At 72.0% G+C, this 20139-nt stretch carries 20 protein-coding genes and 1 pseudogene; 11 read left to right on the top strand and 10 right to left on the bottom strand.

Annotation, left to right across the window (positions count from 1 at the left end):
* Positions 1–11: 11 nt before the first annotated feature.
* The 3 genes from ACLJQF_RS26770 (at position 12) to ACLJQF_RS26780 (ending at position 2862) form a co-directional block, all read left to right on the top strand.
* On the top strand, positions 12–491 hold the full coding sequence (locus ACLJQF_RS26770) for an SRPBCC family protein (RefSeq protein WP_410612568.1): 480 nt from the start codon (positions 12–14) through the stop codon (positions 489–491).
* An 83-nt stretch (positions 492–574) separates the two neighbouring features.
* On the top strand, positions 575–1027 hold the full coding sequence (locus ACLJQF_RS26775; RefSeq protein WP_410612570.1) for a hypothetical protein: 453 nt from the start codon (positions 575–577) through the stop codon (positions 1025–1027).
* A gap of 203 nt (positions 1028–1230) precedes the next feature.
* Positions 1231–2862, top strand: a complete 1632-nt coding sequence (locus ACLJQF_RS26780; RefSeq protein WP_410612572.1) for a beta-1,3-glucanase family protein — start codon at positions 1231–1233, stop codon at positions 2860–2862.
* Positions 2863–3128: 266 nt separating this feature from the next.
* On the opposite strand, the gene ACLJQF_RS26785 is transcribed toward ACLJQF_RS26780, so the two are convergent.
* Together ACLJQF_RS26785 and ACLJQF_RS26790 are read right to left on the bottom strand one after the other, a co-directional pair.
* Positions 3129–4064 carry an NADP-dependent oxidoreductase gene (locus ACLJQF_RS26785; RefSeq protein WP_410612574.1) on the bottom strand — a complete coding sequence of 312 codons (936 nt, stop codon included), beginning with the start codon at positions 4062–4064 and terminating at the stop codon, positions 3129–3131.
* A 61-nt stretch (positions 4065–4125) separates the two neighbouring features.
* Positions 4126–4980: a helix-turn-helix domain-containing protein gene (locus tag ACLJQF_RS26790; protein WP_410612576.1), complete on the bottom strand. Its 855-nt coding sequence runs from the start codon at positions 4978–4980 to the stop codon at positions 4126–4128.
* 219 nt (positions 4981–5199) lie between these two features.
* Here ACLJQF_RS26790 and ACLJQF_RS26795 point away from each other — a divergent pair.
* The 3 genes and pseudogenes from ACLJQF_RS26795 to ACLJQF_RS26805 all read left to right on the top strand — a co-directional run.
* A pseudogene (locus tag ACLJQF_RS26795) lies at positions 5200–5262 on the top strand (hypothetical protein); the annotation flags it as partial.
* Positions 5263–5995: 733 nt separating this feature from the next.
* Positions 5996–6310, top strand: a complete 315-nt coding sequence (locus ACLJQF_RS26800; RefSeq protein ID WP_410612578.1) for a hypothetical protein — start codon at positions 5996–5998, stop codon at positions 6308–6310.
* Complete coding sequence (locus ACLJQF_RS26805) at positions 6310–6597, top strand: hypothetical protein (protein WP_410612580.1); 288 nt, start codon at positions 6310–6312, stop codon at positions 6595–6597. The genes ACLJQF_RS26800 and ACLJQF_RS26805 overlap by 1 nt, the downstream gene beginning before the upstream one ends.
* 39 nt (positions 6598–6636) lie before the next feature.
* Here ACLJQF_RS26805 and ACLJQF_RS26810 read toward each other — a convergent pair whose 3' ends face one another.
* Complete coding sequence (locus tag ACLJQF_RS26810; RefSeq protein ID WP_410612582.1) at positions 6637–7149, bottom strand: lytic polysaccharide monooxygenase auxiliary activity family 9 protein; 513 nt, start codon at positions 7147–7149, stop codon at positions 6637–6639.
* Between the two features lie 274 nt (positions 7150–7423).
* Here ACLJQF_RS26810 and lexA point away from each other — a divergent pair, with 274 nt between their 5' ends.
* The gene (gene lexA / locus ACLJQF_RS26815) at positions 7424–8077 is read left to right on the top strand and encodes a transcriptional repressor LexA (protein WP_410612584.1); all 654 of its coding nucleotides are present in this window, start codon (positions 7424–7426) and stop codon (positions 8075–8077) included.
* Positions 8078–8334: 257 nt separating this feature from the next.
* Here lexA and ACLJQF_RS26820 read toward each other — a convergent pair whose 3' ends face one another.
* From ACLJQF_RS26820 to ACLJQF_RS26850, 7 genes are read right to left on the bottom strand one after another with little or no spacing between them, the layout of a single operon-like run.
* On the bottom strand, positions 8335–10041 hold the full coding sequence (locus ACLJQF_RS26820) for a S8 family serine peptidase (RefSeq protein ID WP_410612586.1): 1707 nt from the start codon (positions 10039–10041) through the stop codon (positions 8335–8337).
* Positions 10038–10844, bottom strand: a complete 807-nt coding sequence (ddaH, locus tag ACLJQF_RS26825; protein WP_410612588.1) for a dimethylargininase — start codon at positions 10842–10844, stop codon at positions 10038–10040. The genes ACLJQF_RS26820 and ddaH overlap by 4 nt, the downstream gene beginning before the upstream one ends.
* Before the next feature lie 17 nt (positions 10845–10861).
* A complete protein-coding gene (locus ACLJQF_RS26830; protein WP_410612590.1) occupies positions 10862–11515 on the bottom strand; it encodes a DUF6875 domain-containing protein in 654 nt (217 codons plus the stop codon).
* Positions 11512–12888 carry an FAD-binding oxidoreductase gene (locus tag ACLJQF_RS26835; RefSeq protein WP_410612592.1) on the bottom strand — a complete coding sequence of 459 codons (1377 nt, stop codon included), beginning with the start codon at positions 12886–12888 and terminating at the stop codon, positions 11512–11514. The genes ACLJQF_RS26830 and ACLJQF_RS26835 overlap by 4 nt, the downstream gene beginning before the upstream one ends.
* Positions 12888–13205, bottom strand: coding sequence for a hypothetical protein (locus tag ACLJQF_RS26840; protein WP_410612594.1), 318 nt, complete (start codon positions 13203–13205; stop codon positions 12888–12890). The genes ACLJQF_RS26835 and ACLJQF_RS26840 overlap by 1 nt, the downstream gene beginning before the upstream one ends.
* A complete protein-coding gene (locus ACLJQF_RS26845) occupies positions 13202–13606 on the bottom strand; it encodes a cupin domain-containing protein (RefSeq protein ID WP_410612595.1) in 405 nt (134 codons plus the stop codon). The genes ACLJQF_RS26840 and ACLJQF_RS26845 overlap by 4 nt, the downstream gene beginning before the upstream one ends.
* A gap of 52 nt (positions 13607–13658) precedes the next feature.
* Positions 13659–14417: a LuxR C-terminal-related transcriptional regulator gene (locus tag ACLJQF_RS26850; protein WP_410612596.1), complete on the bottom strand. Its 759-nt coding sequence runs from the start codon at positions 14415–14417 to the stop codon at positions 13659–13661.
* 256 nt (positions 14418–14673) lie between these two features.
* Here ACLJQF_RS26850 and ACLJQF_RS26855 point away from each other — a divergent pair, with 256 nt between their 5' ends.
* The 4 genes from ACLJQF_RS26855 to ACLJQF_RS26870 are packed head-to-tail and all read left to right on the top strand — an operon-like array spanning position 14674 to position 20082.
* The gene (locus ACLJQF_RS26855) at positions 14674–15951 is read left to right on the top strand and encodes a SidA/IucD/PvdA family monooxygenase (protein ID WP_410612597.1); all 1278 of its coding nucleotides are present in this window, start codon (positions 14674–14676) and stop codon (positions 15949–15951) included.
* Positions 15951–17732: a class I tRNA ligase family protein gene (locus tag ACLJQF_RS26860; protein ID WP_410612598.1), complete on the top strand. Its 1782-nt coding sequence runs from the start codon at positions 15951–15953 to the stop codon at positions 17730–17732. Before ACLJQF_RS26855 ends, ACLJQF_RS26860 begins: the two co-directional genes overlap by 1 nt.
* Positions 17732–18778, top strand: coding sequence for an NAD(P)/FAD-dependent oxidoreductase (locus ACLJQF_RS26865; RefSeq protein ID WP_410612600.1), 1047 nt, complete (start codon positions 17732–17734; stop codon positions 18776–18778). The genes ACLJQF_RS26860 and ACLJQF_RS26865 overlap by 1 nt, the downstream gene beginning before the upstream one ends.
* Positions 18778–20082 (top strand): FAD-dependent oxidoreductase, encoded by a 1305-nt coding sequence (locus ACLJQF_RS26870; RefSeq protein WP_410612602.1) that lies wholly within the window; start codon positions 18778–18780, stop codon positions 20080–20082. Before ACLJQF_RS26865 ends, ACLJQF_RS26870 begins: the two co-directional genes overlap by 1 nt.
* Positions 20083–20139: the final 57 nt, after the last annotated feature.

A 20139-nucleotide genomic window follows, 5' to 3' on the forward strand; every position in this document is an offset into this window, starting at 1 on the left:
AGGGGACGATCGTGCGCGACTACACCGTTTCCGAGCAGGCGATCATCCCGCACCCGGTGCAGCGGGTCTGGGACGTGATCTCCTCGACCCACCGCTACGCCGAATGGGTCCCGACCGTCCTGGAGGTGACCGACCACCACGGCACCGCCGAGATCGGCAAGACCTACCGCGAGCACAACAAGTCGCTCGGCCCGCTGACCACCCGGTCCGTCTGGACGGTCCGCGAAATCGAGCCGCTCGCCCGCCGCGTCGACACGGGCGTCGGCTTCGCGCCGCTGCAGGACCTGACCAACGTGTTCGAGTTCGAGCCGATCACCCGCGGCGACGGCTCGGAAAGCACGCTCATGACCTACGCCGTCCAGTACCGTCTCGGCCTCGGGCCGCTCGGTCCGCTGGTGCACCGCGTCGTCGCGGCGGGGCTGCGCGCGGACATGACCCGGGCGATGGACAACCTCGCCGACGTCATCCTCGCCGAGGGAGTCCACCCGTAGCCCGCCGCTCAGTACCGCTTCCCGTGCAACCGGAGGGCCGGGCCGTTCCGTCCACGCATCGACGGAACAAAGGAGGCATCCCCATGCGAAGGCTGTCCGCTCTCTCCGGCGCGCTGCTCGTCGCCCTGAGTGCCGTGGCCTGCGGCACCAACGCCCGGCCCGGGTCGACGTCGGCGCTGTGCTCCGCCTCCTACGAACCCCGCGAACTCGTCATGAGCGGACCGCTGTACCCGCCGTTGCCCACCGCCCCGGAAGGCGCGCCCGCCGGAAGCCGCACCACGGACGTGACCGCCATCAGGAAGATCGCCGCCACGGCGTGCGACCTGCCGGAACCGCCGCCGGACCTGGCCTGCACCGCCGACATGGGCCCCAGTTTCGAACTCCGGTTCCTCGACGTCCAGGGCCGGACGACGACCCTCACCGCCGCCGCGTACAGCTGCCAGTTCGTCGAAGGGCTGGGGACCCGGCGGTACGACGCGAAGCCGCTCTGGGCCGCACTGGCCGCCGCCGGGCTCCCCGCGCCGCGGGGCCGCTGATCGGACCGTCCACAACGGACAGACACCGGACCACCGCGAACACTGGTCCGGGCTACGAAAGGGCACCATCGAGGGCCGTCCGTACCCGACTCGGCCCGCCGTGTGTTGACCCCGCCGGAACGCGTACCTACCGTCCGGTCACCGTTTCCGGTGGACGCGGGGCCGGCCGGCCGCGTGGACACCGCCGCTTTCGAGGAGGTGCCATGCTGTCGAGGCGGACCTTCGTCGCCGGCCTGGTCGCCGCCGCGGCGAGCACGCCGCTGTGGTCCCCGCCGAACGCACGGGCCGCCGCGGCCCTGCCGTTGACGCTGAAGAACAATTCCGGCAGCGGCACCGTGTACGCCTACATCAGCGGCGCGGACACCGCGGGCCGTCCCGGCTTCGTCACCGCCGACGGCCGGTTCCGGCCGTTGGCCAACCCCTCGGCGCCGGTGACGCCGATCCCGGACTACGCGATCCCGCTCGACGGCGCGGGTGCGCAGGTCACCGTGACGCTGACCGACTACCTCATCGGCGGCCGGGTGTGGTTCTCGGTCGGCAAGAAGATCCAGTTCTTCGTCAACCCCGGCCCCGGCCTGGTCCAGCCCGGGTTCGCCAGTGCGGATCCGAACTGGCAGACGAACTGGACGTTCTGCGAGTTCACCTACAACAGCGCGAACCTCTACGCGAACATCAGCTACGTCGACATGGTGGCCCTGCCGGTGTCGATGGCCACCACCGGCGCGGCGGGCGCCCAGTCGGTCAGCCCGCTGCCGGACGGCGCCCTCGGCAGCATCGCCGACGGGCTGCGCGCACAGCACAACACCGACGGCGCGCCGTGGGACCGGCTGATCGTCACCGACGGCGCCGGCCAGGTGGTGCGGGTGCTCGCGCCCGGCCACTCCCCGGTCGACTTCGGCGGCTACTGGACGAACCACCTCAACGCCGTCTGGGACCACTACCGCACGACGCCGCTGACCATCAACGGGCAGGGCGGCATCGGCTCCTACACCGGCACGGTCAGCGGGGACGCGCTCGTGTTCGCCGGCCTGAACACCAACGGCGTGCCGTTCACCAAGCCGAGCGCGGCCGACATCTTCGGCTGCGCGAGCGGGCCGCTGTACAACTCCGGCAGCGACGCCCGCGGCGCGGTCGCCGCCCGGCTGGCCGCCGCGCTGAACCGCAGCAGCCTGCTGGTGGCGGGCGGGAACAACCAGCCCGACGGCGTCGCGCCGGCGCAGTACTACCGCGACGCCACCACCAACCACTACGCCCGGCTGGTGCACCAGTACGCGTCGATCGGCTACGCCTTCCCGTACGACGACGTCGGCCCGACCGGCGCCCAGCCCGTCGACGGCCACCTCCAGGACCCGGCTCCGACGTCCTGGACCGTCGCGCTCGGACCGGGTGCGGGCGGCGGCACGACCCCGCCCGGCTCGGGCGGCACGAGCGCGTACTCGACCATCCAGGCGGAGGCCTACAACGCCCAGAGCGGCACCCAGAACGAGTCGTGCGCCGACACGGGCGGCGGGGTGGACGTCGGCTGGATCGCCGACGGCGACTGGCTGAAGTACGCCCGCGTCGACTTCGGCTCCGGCTCGCCGAACCAGTTCGTCGCCCGCCTCGCCTCGGGCGCGGCCGCCGGGGTCAGCGGCGCGATCCGGGCCCGCCTGGACAGCGTGACGGGCCCGGTGATCGCCGAGATCGACTTCGCGAACAACGGCGGCTGGCAGCAGTGGCAGACGGTGCCGGCCAACATCGTCGCCCCGGCGACCGGCGTGCACGACCTCTACCTGACCTTCTCCGGCAGCGCGGCGGACTTCGTCAACGTCAACTGGTTCACCTTCACGCGCTAGTCTCGCGCATCGCAGGTCGGTTGCGTTCGGCCCAAGCGGCCCAAGGTGGCGGTTGGGAGCATGTGGCGGTGCTGTTGGCGAAGTCGGGCCAGGGTCCGGCTTACCGTCCTGCCGCGGCTTGTCGTGAGTGGTATTTAGGGTTAGAACCCTAAATACCACTCACGACAAGCCGCGGCAGACCACCCAATGCCACTGGGGCGCATCCTCGCGCGCCGGTGTCAACGGACCTCGCCACGCGCGACACCAGCCGGCCGGGCGAACCCGGCTCAGGCCGCCGGGACGACGATGAACTTGCCGTGCACCGCGCCCGCGGCGGCCCGGGCGTGCAGCGCGGGCAACTCGGCCAAGGGCACCCGCTCGGCGACGTCGACGCGCAGTTCGCCGCGGTCGACCTGCGCCACCAGTTGCGACAGCTGTCCGACGTCGCTGCGGACGAACAGGTCGATGCCGCTTACGCCGCGCTCCTCGTCGGCCGGCGCGGGCATCCACACCGTCGTGTTGACCAGGACCCCGCCCGGGCGGACCACCGTGACCAGCGCCGCCAGCTGCTCCGGGGTGACCGGGGCGAAGTTGAGCACGACGTCGACCGGCTCGGTCACCGCCGTGGTCACGTCGGTGGTGGTGTGGTCGACGACCTCGTCGGCGGTGGCGACCGCGTCGGCGCTGCGCGGGCCAGCCGTGGCGATCACGTGGGCGCCGGCGTTCTTGGCCAGCTGCACGGCGTAGCCGCCGACCGCGCCCCCGGCGCCGTTGATCAGCACGCGCTGCCCGGCCGTCAGCTTTCCGTGGTCGAACAGGGCCTGGTGCGCGGTGAGCCCCACCAGCGGCAGCGCGGCGGCGTCGGCCAGCGGGACGCTCTTGGGCGCCGGGGTCAGCACCTCGGCCGGGGCGAGAACGTACTCCGCGGCGGCGCCGGCACGGTCCATCGGCAGGAAGCCGATGACCTCGGCACCGGCCTCGAGGCCGGCCACGCCCTCGCCCAGCGCGTCGACGGTGCCGGCGACGTCGATGCCGGGCGTGTGCGGCAGCACGACCGGGATCGGGCCTTGCATGAAGCCGGCGCGGATGTTTCCGTCGACGGGGTTGAACGACGTCGCCGCGACCCGGATCCGGACCTGCCCGGCCGCGGGGACGGGCCGGTCCACGTCCTCGTAGCGCAGGACGCCGGGATCGCCGTACTCGTGGAACCGCACTGCCTTCATCGGGTTGCTCGCTTTCGTCCGTGATCCACTTCGCCCCCCAGGATCGCGGCCACGAGCCGGATCAGCCTGGGCCGGTTTGGCCCACCCTGACGACGGACGGCTGCCCCGCGGCACCAACGACCTCGCCGAGCCGGGCCGCGTCGGCCGAGCCCGGTGCCGCGGTGAGGACCACCGCCATCAGGTCGTCTCCCGGCACCTCGAGCAGGTTGCCGTCGAGGGTGAGGTCACCGCCGTCCGGATGCCGGAACACGGCCCGGTTCTCGTACGCGGCGACCGTTCCCGGCGTCCGCCACAAGGTGTCGAACGACCGGCTGGTGCTCCGCAGTTCGTCGACGAGCCCGGCGAGCGACGCGTCCGCGGGGTAGCGCAAGGACGTGTCCCGCAGCCGGGCGGCGAGCATCGCCCGGAACCCGGCCGCGCGGTCGTCGGTCCGGCTGATCCCGCGCGGTGCGTTGCAGAACGTGCGCCAGGCGACGTTCCAGTCCCGGTCGTGCCCAGTCGGGCCGCCGGCCTGCAGCGCGAGCCACGCACCGTTGACGGCGAGCACGTTCCAGGCCGCATCGGCCAGGAACGCGGGAGTGTCGTCGAACCGCTCCAGCAGCCGCACGGCCGCCGCCCCGGCCTCACGCGGCACCTGCCCGTCGACCGCGGCGTACCCGGCCAGTGCGCAGAGCCGCTCGTAGTCCGCCCGCCCGAGCTTCAAGGCACCGGCGATGGCGGTCACCACCCCGGCCGACGGGTGGCGGCGCCCCTGCTCCAGCCGCCGCACGTAGTCCGCCGACACCCCGGCCAGCTCGGCGAGCTCCTCCCGCCGCAACCCGCGCGTCCGCCGCCGCCCGGCCGGCAGCCCGGCCGCGGCCGGGTCGGTGTTTTCGCGCAGCCGGCGCACCGCCGCGCCGAGATCGTGCAAAGCCATGGCACCAGGGTATCCAGGAACCGTTCCGGGCCGCTCTCGCTCCTTTGTGGACAGTGTGGGTCAGTGCCTCCGGCCGCGGGCGGCGGGCGGGCAGACGAACCGGCCGTGACTCACCGCATCGGCGCAGGGGAGCTGCCGGCCGAACGGGAGGGCGAGTGACCGAGCATTGGGGCGCTGCTCCGCCGGCACCGGATCCGGGCGGGGCTCACGCAGGAACACCTGGCCGAAGCCGCCGGGGTGTCGATCCGGACCCTCCGCCGGTGGGAAACCGGCGACCCGGGACACCCGCACGGGCCGTCCGTACGGCGCGTGGCGCAGGTCCTGGAACTCACGTCCGGGGAATGCGACCGGCTGCTCGCGCCGGCGGACGAACCGGACCCGACCTCCGGCCGCACCGTTGCACCGCCTCAGCTGCGTCCGTTCAACCCCGGCCTGTTCGTCGGCCGGGCGGCGGAACTCGACGCCTTGACGGCGAACCTGACCGGGCCCCGGGGCCGGAACATCGTCGTGGTGGACGGTCCCCGCGGCATCGGCAAGACGTTCGTGGCGCTTCGCTGGGCCGCGGAACACAGTGCGCGGTTCCCGGACGGCCGGCTGTACGCCGACCTGCGGGGATTCAGCGCCGGCGTCGGTGCGCAGGCACCGTCCGACGTGCTGCGCGAGTTCCTGCTCGCACTGGGTGTCACGCCCGGCGAGATCCCCGGCGGCGGCGAAGAACGGGCCGCGCTCTGCCGGGACGTGGTGGCGGGCAAGCGGCTGCTCGTGGTGCTCGACGACGCCCGGGTCTTCAACCAGGTGCGGCCCCTGCTGCCGGGAACCGGCGCCGTCCTGGTCACCAGCCGGCACCGGCTCAACGGCCTGGTCGTCGGGTCCGGCGCGAAGAGCGTCACGCTCGCGCCGATGCCGGACACCGAAGCGCGGCAGATCCTCGCCGCCTCGATCGGGGCGCGCCGGGCAACCGGCGACGGCGCGGACGAGCTCCTGGACTTCTGCTGCGGGCAGCCCCTGGTGCTCGGTGCCGTTGCCGCGCGCGGCCGCGCACCCCGAGCGCGACCTGCGCGCGCTGACCGAAGAACTCCGCGAGCTGGCGGCGGCGTCCCCGACGTCGCACGACCGGACGTCCGGCCTCGCCGCCGTCCTGGGCGAGTACCACCCGGACGTCGAACTGATGGAGCTGGGCTCCAGCCTGATGAGCCAGGCGCACCAGCTCAACGAACTGGGGTGGCCGGACGACGCGCTGTCGGCGATCACCGACGCGGAGGCCGGCTACCGGCAGCTCGACCGGCAGACCCGCGGTTCTACCGGGCCGGGCCGCTGGCCGATTGCCTGATGAACAAGTCCCTGCAGCTGCTCGACCTCGGCTTCGGCGAGGAGGGGGTCAAGGCCAGCGCCGAGGCCGTGGAGCTCCGCCGTCCCCGGAACGACGACCCCGGGCCGTCGATCCCGACGGGAGCGCTGCTGCGGACGCTGGCGAGCAGTCTCGGCAACCACGCCGTGCTGCTCTGCGCGGTGGGCCGCCAGGACGAAGCCCTGGCGGCCCTGACGGAGGTGGTCGAGCTGCGCAAGCGGTTCGTCACCGCGAAGCAGGCCGGCCGGACCGTGTCGGCGAGGGGGTGACACGGTCCGTCCGGCCACAGTGGACAGCGCGCCGCCGGCTCAGCTCACCTGCAGGTCGATGCAGGCGTAGAACGCGTTCGCCGTGTCGGCGATGTTCCACACCGCCAGGACCGTCTGGCGGCCCGTGTGACTGCCCAGGTTCACCGAGTGCGCGACCGTCGACGGCGGCTGCTGGTTGTTGCCGCTCACCTCCGCGATCTTCTGGCCGCCGATGAAGTACTGGTAGTTCGACGTGCGGTGGCGGGCCGTGAAGGTCCAGTTGAACGTCACCGTGCGGCCGACCTTCGCGGCGCGCCAGCCCTTGCCGTTGTCGTTGAGCTCGGCGAACTGGGACACGCCGCCGTTGCAGGACCGCAGGCCCTTGGGTCCTTCGACGCTCTGGGGTTCGTACTGGATCTGCCCGCACGACACGACGTGCTGGGCGCACTGCGCCTGCCGGCTGGCCGGCGAGCTGACGTAGCCGTGCGCGCTCGCGATCCCGGCGGGGTTGAGCACCACCAGCACCGGGGCCAGGAGGACACCCGCCGCGGCGGCCACCAGTTTGCGGTTCATACCAGCTCCTTCGGGGACAGGCTCGCCTCCCCGCCGCCGGGCACGGCGAAGCCGCGGCCCCGGCCTAGCTGGAGGTCCGCCGCAACGGGAAGGGTTACGAGCGAAGGAAAATTGTGGTCTAGACCATACGCACAATCGTTACCCAGGTCAACGGCTGGCAAAGTCACGAATGGTGTTGGTAAGGCGCCAACCGTCACCCGGTGTTCCGGTGAGCGGGACCGCGACGGCCGGACCGGCAGCGGGGCGCGGGGCGCGTGCCTCTAGGATCACGCCGGTGACCACCTACGACGACACGTTCGAGCACCTCGACCCCTCGGCGCTGCCGGAGCGGCAGCAGCGGATCCTGGTCGTGATCCGGGACTGGGTGGTCCAGCACGGCTACTCCCCCAGCACACGCGAGATCGGCGAGGCCGTCGGCCTGCAGTCGACGTCGTCGGTGTCGAAGCACCTGGCCAGCCTCGAAGACAAGGGCTTCCTGCGCCGCGGCGCAACGGTGTCGCGCCCGATGGACGTCCGCGCGTTCCTGCACGGCCCGGCCGCCGCCGAAGACGGCGACTCGGTCCCGGTGCCCGTGGTCGGCGACATCGCCGCCGGCACGCCGATCTCGGCGATCGAGCACACCGACGACGTCCTCAAGCTCCCCCGCGACCTCACCGGCCGCGGCACGGTGTTCGGCCTGCGCGTCCGCGGCGACTCGATGGTCGACGCGGCCATCTGCGACGGCGACATCGTCGTGGTCAAGCAGCAGTCCGAGGCCCACTCGGGCCAGATCGTCGCGGCGATGATCGACGAAGAGGCGACGGTCAAGGTCTACCGCCGCCGCGACGGCCACGTGTACCTCGAGCCCCGCAACCCGGCCTACGACGTCATCGACGGCGACCGCGCGGTGATCCTCGGCGCGGTCGTGTCGGTGCTGCGCAGCGTCTAGTACTGCAGGGCGAGATCTTTGTTCGGTGCGGCCGAAGACAGCCTGCCAGGACAACCCTGGACGCCGGCCTGCCGGTCTGCCGCAGCTGGTCGTGAGTGGTAATTCGGGTTAGAACCCGAATTACCACTCACGACCACCAGCCACGGCAAACGGTGACCTTGTTTCCCCAGGTCACGCACACAAGTGTCCCTGCAGTACTAGCGGCTCCCACGGGGAGCGGGGGTGCCACGGGAACGCGGCACCCCCGCTTCACGCAGTCACGGACGGCCGTGGGTGACCGCCGACCAGGCGTCGACCGCGCCGTGGCCGTAGAAGCCATTGAAGGAAGCGTCACCCACGCACGTTGCCGTGTACGAAGCGTCGCGGCCTTCGTCGAGGTAGTCGACCGTGCGCGGGACCGGGCACGGGATCTTCGACGCCGTTTCCTCGAGGATCCGCTGCACCACGTCCGGGTTCAGGCCGAATCCCCCGCCGCCGGTCGGGCGGCCGTACTGCGAGACGATCAGAGCGGCGACGCCGGCCGCGTGCGGGGCCGCCATCGACGTGCCCTGCAGCCACCGGAAGTAGCCGACGCGCCCGTCGGCGGTCGTCTGCTTCTCGATGCCCACCGCCGCACCGGCCGGAGTGATCTCCCCGGCCGCGTCGATGTAGCCGGCGGCGACGCCGACGCTGCGGGCGTAGGTCGAGAAGATCTCGTTGGCGCGGCTGTCGTACCACGGTGTCCCGAAGTAGTCGCGTTTGAACCCACCCGGCGCGGACACCGAGATCCGCTCCACGCCGTAGTTCGAGTAGTCCCCTTTCGCCTGGGACGGGCCGAAACCGGCCACGCCGATCGTGTGCGGTCCCTCCAGCGGCAAGGTCAGGCAGGTCGAGTTGTCCACCGTGCGCGGGTGCGTGCTGTTCGACGGGAAGTCGGGGCTCGTCGCGTCCGGCTGCGGGGCGGCCAGGTCGCTGTGCTGGTTGCCCAGCGCGACCACCATCGTGACACCCTTGCGGTGCGCGTAGTTCAGCGCGCGCTTGGTCGCCTCGATGACCGTGCGCTGCTCGGCCTGCTCGGCGGGTGAATCCGCCGGGTTCGCCGTGCAGTTGTACAGCCACGGGTCGATGTAGAACGACATGTTCACGACGTCGATGCCCGCGTCACCGGCGTAGGTCAATGCGTCCACGGTCGGCTGCAGGAAGTAGAAGCCCGAGTCCTGGGCGGCGCGGAGGTTCACCAGCGTCACGTTCGGTGCGACCCCGGAGACCCCGAAGCCGTTCGCGGCCGCCGCGATGGTGCCGGCGAGGTGCGTGCCGTGACCGGTGCCGTCGACGTCGACCGGGTCCACGCAGCCGCGGTACTCGCACGGCCCGTCGACGGGCACGCCGTTGACGTCGGCCGGGATGTCCTTGGTGAAGTTGCGCGAGTCGGCGCGGTCGAAGTTCGGCGCGATGTCCGGGTGCGTGCCGTCGATCCCGGAGTCGATGACGCCGACCTTGACCCGCTTGTCGCCGGGCTGGACCGTGCGCGCGAGGTCCGACCGCACCGACTTGAGGCCCCACAGCCGGTCGTCGAGCGGGTCGAGGCCGGCGGACGAGCCCTTCGGCCGGGCCGCGCCGCGACCGGCGTCCACCTCGGCGACGTCGGGTTTCGCCACGGCCTTGCCGCTCTTGGGCACGGTGCCGATCGACTTCGCCCGGCCGGCGCCGAACACCGCGCGGTCACCCGAGACCCGTTCGAGGAAACCGCCGGCGGGCGCGGCCGCGGTGATCAGGCCGGCTTCGGCGTTGCTCGTGACGACCGTGCCGCCCGCCGCGCGGATGGCCTTCTCGGCCGCCGCCACGTCGTATCCGCCGGCCCCTTCACGGGCCAGGACGGAGAATTCGGCGGTGGGTCCCGACAACCGCGGTTGCGCCGACGTGACAGGCACGGCGAGCGCGCCCAGCAGCGGCACCGCGAGGGCCAGTGTGAGTGATCTTTTCAAAGCTCTTCTCCTGAATGACGCAGTTCGAGCGTGCAGCACTTGACGCTGCCGCCCCCTTTGAGCAGTTCCGACAGGTCGGCGCCGATCGGGTCGAAGCCTCGCTCCCGCAGCTGCGCCGTCAGCCGGGTGGCGGCCTGGGGCAGGACGACGTGCCGCCCGTCGGAGACGGCGTTCAGGCCGAACGCCGCGGCGTCGGCGGCGGAGGCGATGACGGCGTCCGGGTACAGCTGCTCGAGCCGTCGCCGGCTGTCTTCGGTGAACGCCTCCGGCCAGTACATGATCACGTCGTCGTCGAGCACGGCCAGCGCGGTGTCCAGGTGGTAGTGGCGCGGGTCGGTGAGCGTGAGCCCCACCACCGGCAGGCCGAAGAACTCCGCGGCCTCTTCGTGCGCCCGGCGGTCGGTCCGGAACCCCGAACCGGCCAGGATCCGGGTACCGGCGACCAGGAAGTCGCCTTCGCCTTCGTTGTGCCACCGCGCCTGCCGGACGTCGCGGTACCCGTGCCCGGCGAACCACTCCGAGTACGCCGCGGATTCTGAACGACGCTGCCGGTGGCGGAAGCGCGCGACCAGGGCCCGGCCGTTCACCACGGTGGCCCCGTTGGCCGCGTACACCATGTCCGGCAGCCCCGGCACCGGGTCGAGCAGGTCCACCCGGTGACCCAGGTCGAGGTAGAGGTCACGCAGCCACTCCCACTGCGTGATCGCCAGCTCGGTGTCGGTCGGTTTGCCGGGATCCATCCACGGGTTGATCGAGTATTCGACGTCGAAGTACCTCGGTCTGACCATGAGGTAGTGCCGCACGGGTTCTCCTTGGGTGATCAGGCCGTCTGCAACGACTTCTCGGTGCTCACCAGCCGCTTGACCAGCTGGTCGCGGATGCGGGGCGGGATGTCCGGGGCGAACCGCCGGAAGTAGCTCTCGGCGTGCACCGTGCTGTCCATCAGGAACGGCAGGTCGAACACGACCAGCTTGCGCACGGCCAGCAGCGGGACCGGCGCACGCAGCGCCTTGAACTCGTCGTTCCACAGGCCGGGCTGGTCGCAGACCGGGTGGAACTGCCCGATCATCAGACCGTCGGCGACGAACCCGTCCTTGGCCTCGCGCTGCAGGTCGTCCAGCGGGGTCGCGTCGTGGTGGTCCAGGTGCGGCAGCACGAGCAGGATCGTCAGCAGCTCCCGGTTTTCCGGCGGGATGCCGGCCGAGAGCCGCTCGTACCACGCGCGCAGGCTCTCGATCGCGGCGTGCACGTCGACCTCGCCGGTCAGCGCGGCCAGGTGGAAAAGTCCTTTGTGGAGTGACGGCTGGGTGTACGGGCACACCGGGCCGTTCCGGCCGAGATCCGGGTGCGCGGAAACCAGGTACCGCCACGCCCAGGCGAGGATCTCGCGCAGGTGCGGGAGGTGCTCGGCCGGCGCGGTGCCGGCGCCGACCTCGGCCGCCGTCCAGATGTGCACCTTGTCGTCGCCGATCATGAGCCGATACTTTGCGCGAAGGTGAAGAACCGGTCCGGATCGACCTGCTCCTTGACCTGCTTCAGGCGCGGGTAGTTGACGCCGTAGTACGCGGTGCGCCAGTCCGCGAGGTCGGGATCGGTGAAGTTCTGGAAGGCGCCGCCGGACACGTACGGCGACATCGCGTCCCCCAGGTCCGCCAGCCAGCGGAGGTTGGCCTCGACCACGGCCGGTTCGTCGTCCTCGGCCCACGAGGTGTCCATGGCCAGCAGGAACATCGCGTCGCGGTGGACGAACGCGGTGTCCGTCGCGCCCACCCGGTTGATCGCGCCGCCCCAGGAGAACAGAGCGGCACCGCCACCGTCGGGGTTGCCGCTGCCGGGCCGCCGTTCGACGAACGAGAGCATCGTCGCGATCGCCTCGTCGGGCAGGGGCCGGGTGACGATGTTCGTCCGGGCCGCGAACGCACCCTCGGCGGTCTCGTGCCGCAGGTCGTCCTTGGCCTGCCAGAAGGTCCGGTCCGCGATGGAGGTGCGGGCCGGCGAGGCGACGGACAGCACGGGGTCGAGGATCTCCCGCAGCTCCGCGGCGGACCCGAGGTGCTGCCCGATGGCCGACACGACGGTGTCCTCGCCGGCCTTGCAGACGCCGATCCGGGCCGCGAACTCGTCCGGGGCCCGCCGCACGGTGTCCTGGAGCACGGAAAAGACCTTCGCCGCGTCCGCGCTGTCCCACAACAGCACGTAGGTGGCGCAGTCGGCCACCGGCCGCGCCTGGAAGGTGAAGGACACGGTGACGCCGAAGTTCCCGCCGCCACCGCCGCGGCAGGCCCAGAACAGGTCGGCGTTCGTGTCGGCGTCGCACTGGAGCAGCTGCCCGTCCGCGGTCACGATCGTGGTCGCGACGAGCGCGTCCGCAGTGAGCCCGAGCACGCGCGAAGTCGCCCCGCACCCGCCGCCGAGGGTGAGCCCGGCGATGCCCACCGTGGCGCTGTTGCCCAGCGCGAACGCCATCTCGTGGGGCTCGATGGCCGCGTAGACGTCCGCCATCAGGGCGCCACCGGCGGCCGTCACGAGCCCGGTCGAGCCATCGGCGGACACGGTGTTCATCGCGCCGAGGTCGAGGACGAGGCCGGTGCCGGCCGAATGCCCGGCGAAGCTGTGCCCGCCGCCGCGGACGACGACGTCGACGCCGTTGTCGCGCGCCCACTCGATGGCGCGCCGCACGTCCGCGGCGTCCGCCACGGACACGACGCCGGCCGGGGTGATCCCGGCGAACCGTTTGTTGAACGGCGTGCCGGCGGCGCGGAACCCGGCATCGCCGGGGCGCCGCACGCGGCCGGTCACCGCGTGCTCGAGGCGTCGCCAGTCCGCGTCGGAGGGGCGCCGGGACACTAGCTCACCTCGTCGAGGTAGGAGACGCCGGTGGCGGCGTGCGGGCCGTAGCGCTCCCACACTTCACGCAGCCGGAGGTGACCGTCTTCGGCCAGCTCCGGCGTGTTCACCGTGTGCCCGCAGATCACCTCGCCGGTGGCGAGCACCACCGTGTAGCCCAGGTGGAGAACCCCGTTCTCCCGCTGGGTGCCGGCGATCGCGCCGCGCCGCACCTCTCCCCCGGCGAACTCCGCCCAGACGACGTCGTCCTCCTGCCGGTACACGGCCACGGCCTCGGCGCCGGCCTTGCGGAACTTCCGCCCGTCGTAGTCGATCACCGGGATTCCGCCTCACCGGTGTCGTGCGCGACGAACTCGGCCGACATCTCCCGGTCCCACCAGATCGCGTAGTAGGCGAAGTCTTCGCCGTGGCCGGGATCGTTGACGAGGTGGTGTTCGATGCCCGGTCGCAGGAACACGATGTCCCCGGCCGCGAACGCGTGTCGCCGGTCGCCGGCGACCACCTCGGCCCGCCCGGCCATCCCGATGAAGATTTCGTGCTCGTGGTGGGCGTGGGCCACCGACGCGTCGCCCGGGCGCAGCACGCACCAGGCCCCGCGGAAGGGTGCCGTCATCCCGGTCCACGGGTAGAGCAGCTTCATGTCCAGTCCGTAGGCCCGCGTCAGGTTTTCGTGCTCCAGCCTGCGGATGTCCACGACGGCAAGGTCTTGGTCAGTCACATCCCACTCCGATCAGCGTCGTCTCCGGTCGGGCGTCCGACGCCGATCGACGCTAGATCCGGCGAGTTTCCCGGCGATAGGGGAAGTGTTCCCGATCGCCGGTGAATTCGCCGCGCCCGAGACCCGCGTCCCGCGCCAGCACTATCGCCTGTGCCCGATCGGCTACACCGAGTTTCGCGAATACCGCGGATACGCGATTGCTGATGGTCTTGGACGCGAGGCCGAGATCGCGGGCGATCACCGCATTCGACCGGCCCGCGGCGATGCGATCGAGCACCTGCCGTTCCCTGGCCGTCAGTTGCGGAAAGGGATACGGCTCGGGACCGGCGGATCGCACCAAAGCGCTGAACCGGGCGGCGATCGCCCGGCCGACGATCGCCTCACCCGCCGCCACGACCCGCACCCCGCGCACGATCTGCTCGGCATCGGCCCCCTTGACCAGGTACCCGCGCGCCCCGGCGTGGATCGCCGACCGGACGGCGGTGTCGTCGTCGGCCGCACTCAGCACGAGGACCTTCGTTTCCGGCGAGACCAGCGCGACCCGGCCGATGACGTCGGCCGGCCCGAAGCCCCCGACCTGCGGGTCGACGACCAGCACGTCCGGCCGGTGCCGGGCGGTTTCCGCGATCGCGCCGTGCGCCGTGGCCGCCTCGCCGACCACGAACACCCCGCCGGCGTGCTCCAGCGCGGCCCGGACCCCGTGGCGGACCGACGGCTGGGGGTCGGCGAGCAGCACGGTCAGCGGGGCTAGCTCGGGGTGTTCGACCGGCCACAGCCGGGCGGTGTGGCCGAAACCGGTGGCGTGACTCATCGTTCCCCCAAAGTGAACCGCTGCCGCATATCCGACAGGCGAGTCTCACTGCCAGGGTGAATTGATCGCAATCAATTTTCTTGATCGCAATCAATTCGTCGATACAGTAGCGATCGGACCACCGCGCGTGAACGACCTCGACAAGATTCCCCGCTGCCCGGGAAACCCGTCCCTACCACCCGGGAAACAGCGCTCCTTACGATCGGTCCGGCGGCACGCGGCACGCTGACCTATTCTCAGAAATCGGAGTGTATCTGTGACCGAAGTACAGGTGGGTTTGCTCGCGATCGGAGCCGGGCCGGCGAACTTGGCGCTCGCGGTGGCCATCGAGGAGTCGGGGCACCCGGAGCTGGGCCGGGAGACGCTGCTGCTGGAGCAGGGGCCGGACATCAAGTGGCAACGCGACCTGCTGATGCCGTGGGCGCGCAGCCAGGTCTCCTTCCTCAAGGACCTGGTGACCTTGCGCAACCCGCGCAGCAAGTTTTCGTTCCTCAGCTTCCTCCACGACCAGGAGCGGCTCGACGAGTTCGTCAACCTGGGGACCTTTCACCCGTTCCGCTGGGAGTTCTCGGACTACCTGCAGTGGGTGGCGAAGTCGCTGGAGCAGGTCCGCATCCGGTACGACGCGAAGGTCCGGAGCGTCGAGCCGGCGCGCGACGCCGACGGGTCCATCGTCGGCTGGATCGCCACCCTCGACGACGGGGACACCATCCGCTGCCGCGACCTGGTCGTCGGCGGCGGCCGGGACACCCACGTGCCGGACGTCTTCGCCGGCCTGCCGGCCGACCGGCTCATCCACAGCGCCCAGTACCGCCGCCGGATCGCGCAGCTGCCCGCGGACGCACCGCTGCGCGCCGTCGTCGTGGGCGGGGCGCAGAGCGCGGCCGAGATGTTCATGGCCCTGCACGACAACCTGCCCAACAGCACCCGCACGATGATCGTGCGCTCGGTGGGGCCGCAGAACTACCAGACGAGCAAGTTCGTCAACGAGCTGTTCTTCCCGTCGTTCGTCGACCGGTTCTACGACAGCCCGCCCGAGGTCCGGCAGCAGCTGCTGGACGAGATGCGCCTGACCAACTACGCCGGGGCGGCCCCGCCGTTCCTCGACCAGATGTACACCACGCTCTACCAGCAGCGCGGCATCGGGCAGCACCGATCGGAGGTGCGGACGCTGACCGAGGTGGTCGGCGCCCGGGTCTCCGACGACGAGGTCGTGCTCGACCTGCGCGACCGCACCAGCGGCAAGGTGGAGCCGTTGCACTGCGACCTGGTGCTCCTCGGCACCGGCTTCGACCACCGGATGCCCGCGCTGGTCCGCGAGCTGGCCGAGCACGTCGGCCTGGCGGAGATCTCGGTCAGCCGCTGCTACCGGGTCGACCTCGGCGAGTCCGCCTGGGGCGCGGTGTACCTGCAGGGCGTCAACGAGGCCACGCACGGCATCGCCGACTCGCTGATCAGCGTGCTGGCCCACCGCTCCCACGACATCGTCCACGACCTGCTCGCCCGCCGCAGCGGCGAGCGCGAGGCCGTCTGATGGACCGGCTCGTGGTGATTTCGCCCGCGCCCACGGCGAACGGAGACCTGCACCTCGGCCACCTCGCGGGTCCGTTCCTGGCCGCGGACGTCTGCACCCGGTACGCCCGCGCGACCGGCCGGGAAGCCCTGTACGGCACCGGTATGCACTTCACGCAGAACTACGTCGTCGCCGCGGCCGAGCGCCTCGGCGTCGCCCCGGAGGACCTGCGGGAGCGCTCGGCCGAGCAGGTCCGCCGGACCTTCGCCGCGATGGGTGTCGAGATCGACGGGTTCGGCTGCCTCGGTGACCGGTTCACCACGCTGGTCACCGGCTTCTACGAGCGCCTGCACGGACGCGGCCTGCTGGAACTGCGGGCGGTGTCCTTCCCGTACCTGCGCAGCACGGGCGAGTACCTGATGGACGCCTACGTCACCGGCGGGTGCCCGTTCTGCCTCGCTCACGGGTGCGCCGGGATCTGCGAGAGCTGCGGGCTGCCGATCGCCCCCGGCGACCTGATCGACCCGCGCTCGGCCACGCGACCGGACGAGCCCCTGGAACTTCGCGAGGTGGACATCCTCGTCTTCCCGGTGGAGCGGTACCGCGCGGAGCTGGAGGCGTACTTCGCCACTGCCCCGATGCGCCCCGGCATGGCCCGGCTGATCGAGTCCGCGCTGGCGAGGCCGCTGCCGGACTTCCCGATCACCCAGCCGGCGTCGTGGGGCATCCCGGCGCCGTTCCCGGAAGTGGCGGGCCAGGTCTTCTACGCGCACATGGAAGGCATGCCGTGGAGCATGTTCACCACCGCATTGGGCGCCGAGCGGCGCGGCGCGGTGCTGACCGCCGACGACGAGTTCTGGCGCACCGGCGCCGGCACGACGGTGGTGTACTTCCTCGGCCTGGACGCGACCTACCCGTTCGCGATCGTGGGCACGGCGCTGCTGACCGCGCTCGGCGAGCACGTGCTGCCGTCGCAGTACCTCACCAACGAGTTCTACGAACTGGCCAACGAGAAGTTCTCCACCAGCCGCGGGCACGTGGTGTCCGGCCGGGAGCTGGCCGCCGAGGTGCCGCGCGACCTCATCCGCTTCCACCTGTGTGCCACCAGCCCCGAGTACCAGCGCACGGACTTCACCCGCGAGGCCCTGCTGCGGGTCGGCGAAACGCGGGTGACCGGCCCGTGGAACCGGGTCGCGGCGGCGGTCGACCGGTGGGTGGACCGCGGTCCGCTGCCGGTGTCCGCGGACGCCCGGCGGACGGCGCGGCGGATGGCCGAGCGGTTCGCCGACTCCTACGAACTCCCGCGGTTCAGCCTGACGGCGGCGGCCTCGACCCTCGCCGAGCAGCTCGGCCGGCTGGACCGGCTGGCCGCCGCGGCGACTTTCGGGAGCGCGGGCGACCTCTGCCACCAGGTGGAGGTGTTCTTGAGGTGTGCGGCGCCGATCCTGATCGACCTCGCGGCGGCGGCACTGCCGGACACGATGCTGCCCGGTCACTTGGACGCGGACACGGTGACCCCGAAGCGCTTGCCGCGGCTGTCGGTGACGGTCCGGGCGGCCGAGTCGGCCGGCGCGACCGGACCGGCGGCGGTGGCAAGGGCGAGGACCGCGACCGAGGCCGTCGCCCCGGAACCGGCCGGGCCGGAAAGCGCAGCCGGTCCCGCGCGTCCGAGGTACGTCGACAGCGCCCCGCCAATGCGCCCCAATGTGGCCTTCGGTGCGTCAGACGCACCGAAGGCCGCCTTGGGTGCGTCAGACGCAACCAAGGCCACATTGGGGCGCTCCGGACCGGCCGCTCACTGATGGCCACCGTCGCCGTCGTCGGGGCCGGGGTGACCGGGCTGGTGACCGCGATCGGGTGCGCGCGGGCCGGGCACCGCGTCCGCGTCCTGGAGCGCGGTCCCGTCCCGAACCCCGCGTCGACCTCGTCTGACCAGCACCGGGCCCTGCGGGTGCTGCGCCCGGACGACGTCGACGGCACCGCGCGGATGGCCGAGGCCCGCCGCTGGTGGGCAGAACTGGAGTCACTGCTGCGAAAAGACTTCGTCCGGCCCGTCGGCGTGGTCACCGCCGGCACTCCGGACGAGCTCGAGCGCGCCTTCGACACCGCCGCCCAGGCCGGAGTGCCCGCGACGGCCGTCGTACCGGGCACCTTGCCGCCCGTGCTGTTCCCGGACGGGACCAGTGGCGTGTTCGACCCCGGTGGCGCCGTGCTGCTGGCCGACCGGTTCCTCCGCGCGGCCGTCGGGTGGCTCGCCGCGCACCCCGCGGTGACGCTGCACCCGGATTGCCCGGTCGCCGGCATCGGCGATCACCAGGTGGTCCTGGCCGACGGTGCCGTCGTCGGTGCGGACGCCGTGCTGGTCGCCGGTGGGCCGTGGACCGCCGGCCTGACCGGGCCGCCCGTCGTGCTGCACCGGCAGACGATGGTCTACCTGCGCCCGCCGCCGCACCTGGCCGCCTGGTGGGCGTCGGCTCCCGGCGTCGGCCGGATCGGGGCCGACGGTCGGGCCTGGCTGCTGCCGCCCGGCGGCGGGGCCCTGCTCAAGATCAGTTCGGACGCGGTGTGCCGGGAGGTCACGACCACCAACCCCGACCCCGACCGCGACCGCGAACCGTGGGCCGGCCGGCTGCTCGCCGAGCCGATCCTCGCCGGCGCCGAGGACTACGCCGTGGTGGCCGTGCGGGACTGCCACTACGCGACCGACGCCGTCACCGGTGGCCCCGTCCTCGCCAGGATCCACCCGTCGGTGTGGTCGCGGTCCGCCTGCGGTGGCTCCGGGTTCGGCGCCGCCCCGCTCGTCGCCCGGGAAATCCTCGGCGGCGTGAACGACAAGGAGTGTGTGTAGTGGAGTTCACGATCGTGGGTGCCGGCATGGCCGGCGCGTTCCTCGCGCTCTCGCTGGGCCGGCAGGGGCACGTCGTGACGGTGTACGACCGCCGGCCGGACCCGCGCGGGACGACCGTCGCGGCGACGTCCATGAACCTGGGGCTGTCCCGGCGCGGCCTGGCGGCCCTGGACCAGCTGGGACTGGCCGAGGACGTCAAGCGGTTCGTCGCGCCGATGCGCGGGCGGCTGCTGCACAACCGCGACGCCGGCCTGCGCTTCTCGCCCTACGGCGACGGCGGCATCCTCGCCATCCAGCGTCAGGACCTCAGCGCGGTGCTGGTCGACGCGGCCCTGGGGGAATCCGGGGTGCGGTTCGTGTTCGGCACGCGGTGCACGGGCGTGGACCGGGATCTGCCGTCGGCGTCCTTCGAGGCTCCGGACGGGCAGACGTTCACGGTGCGGCCCGACGTCGTGGTGGGCGCGGACGGCGCGTTCTCGGCCGTCCGCCGGTTCATGCACCACGAGCTGCGCGCGGAGTTCTCGCAGAGCTACCTCGAGTGGGGCTGGCGCGAACTGCACATCCCGGCGGCCGCCGACGGCACCCACCGGATGGCCGACGACGTCTTCCACCTGTGGCCCCGCGGCGACACCATGATGTTCGCCCACCCCAACCGCGACGGTTCCTTCACCTGTTCCTGCGTCCTCCCCTTCCACGGCCCCGCCGGCTTCGACTCGCTGCGGACGCCGGCGGACGTGGAGTCCTTGTTCCGCCGGGAATTCCCCGACGTCCTGGCGCTGGTCCCCGACCTCGGCGAAGCGTTCCTGCGCCGGCCCACCTTCAACCTCGTCACCGTCAGCACCGCCCCGTGGACCTACGAGGGCAAGGTGGCGCTGATCGGCGACGCCTGCCACGCCGTCTACCCGTTCCTGGCCCAGGGCATGAACTCGGCCTTCGAGGACGCGCTCGAGCTGACCGGCAGCCTGGCCCGCCACCCCACCGACCCGGCGGCGGCACTGGCCCGGTACTACGCCCGCCGCAAGCCGAACACCGACGCCCTCGCCACCATGTCCCACCGCAACTTCGCCGAGCTCCGCGACACCGTGCGGTCCCCGGCGGTCCGGCTGGAGCGAGCCTGCGACACCGTCCTGGAAAAGCTGCTGCGCCACCGCTGGATGCCGCTGCACGCGATGGTCACCAACACCACCATCCCCTACGTCCAGGCCCAGCACCGGGCGACCCGCCAGCACCGGCTCTTGAAGGTCCTCGGCGCGACCGCCCTTTCGGCCGCCGCCGTGGGTGCGGGTCGCCGGCTCCGCCGCTGACCGGCCCTAAGGAAAAGAGGCCTTCGCCGGACCATCGGCGAAGGCCTCTTTCGTTGC

This window comes from Amycolatopsis sp. lyj-109, from assembly GCF_046548995.1.
Classification (GTDB): Bacteria; Actinomycetota; Actinomycetes; order Mycobacteriales; family Pseudonocardiaceae; genus Amycolatopsis.

What these genes read in the sequence shown, in the direction of transcription:
- ACLJQF_RS26850 (WP_410612596.1), bottom strand. Translation starts at nt 14,417, where the DNA reads ATGAGTCACGCCACCGGTTTCGGCCACACCGCCCGGCTGTGGCCGGTC.
- ACLJQF_RS26775 (WP_410612570.1), top strand. Translation starts at nt 575, where the DNA reads ATGCGAAGGCTGTCCGCTCTCTCCGGCGCGCTGCTCGTCGCCCTGAGT.
- ACLJQF_RS26805 (WP_410612580.1), top strand. Translation starts at nt 6,310, where the DNA reads ATGAACAAGTCCCTGCAGCTGCTCGACCTCGGCTTCGGCGAGGAGGGG.
- ACLJQF_RS26780 (WP_410612572.1), top strand. Translation starts at nt 1,231, where the DNA reads ATGCTGTCGAGGCGGACCTTCGTCGCCGGCCTGGTCGCCGCCGCGGCG.
- ACLJQF_RS26785 (WP_410612574.1), bottom strand. Translation starts at nt 4,064, where the DNA reads ATGAAGGCAGTGCGGTTCCACGAGTACGGCGATCCCGGCGTCCTGCGC.
- ACLJQF_RS26865 (WP_410612600.1), top strand. Translation starts at nt 17,732, where the DNA reads ATGGCCACCGTCGCCGTCGTCGGGGCCGGGGTGACCGGGCTGGTGACC.
- ACLJQF_RS26860 (WP_410612598.1), top strand. Translation starts at nt 15,951, where the DNA reads ATGGACCGGCTCGTGGTGATTTCGCCCGCGCCCACGGCGAACGGAGAC.
- ACLJQF_RS26810 (WP_410612582.1), bottom strand. Translation starts at nt 7,149, where the DNA reads ATGAACCGCAAACTGGTGGCCGCCGCGGCGGGTGTCCTCCTGGCCCCG.
- ACLJQF_RS26830 (WP_410612590.1), bottom strand. Translation starts at nt 11,515, where the DNA reads ATGATCGGCGACGACAAGGTGCACATCTGGACGGCGGCCGAGGTCGGC.
- ACLJQF_RS26790 (WP_410612576.1), bottom strand. Translation starts at nt 4,980, where the DNA reads ATGGCTTTGCACGATCTCGGCGCGGCGGTGCGCCGGCTGCGCGAAAAC.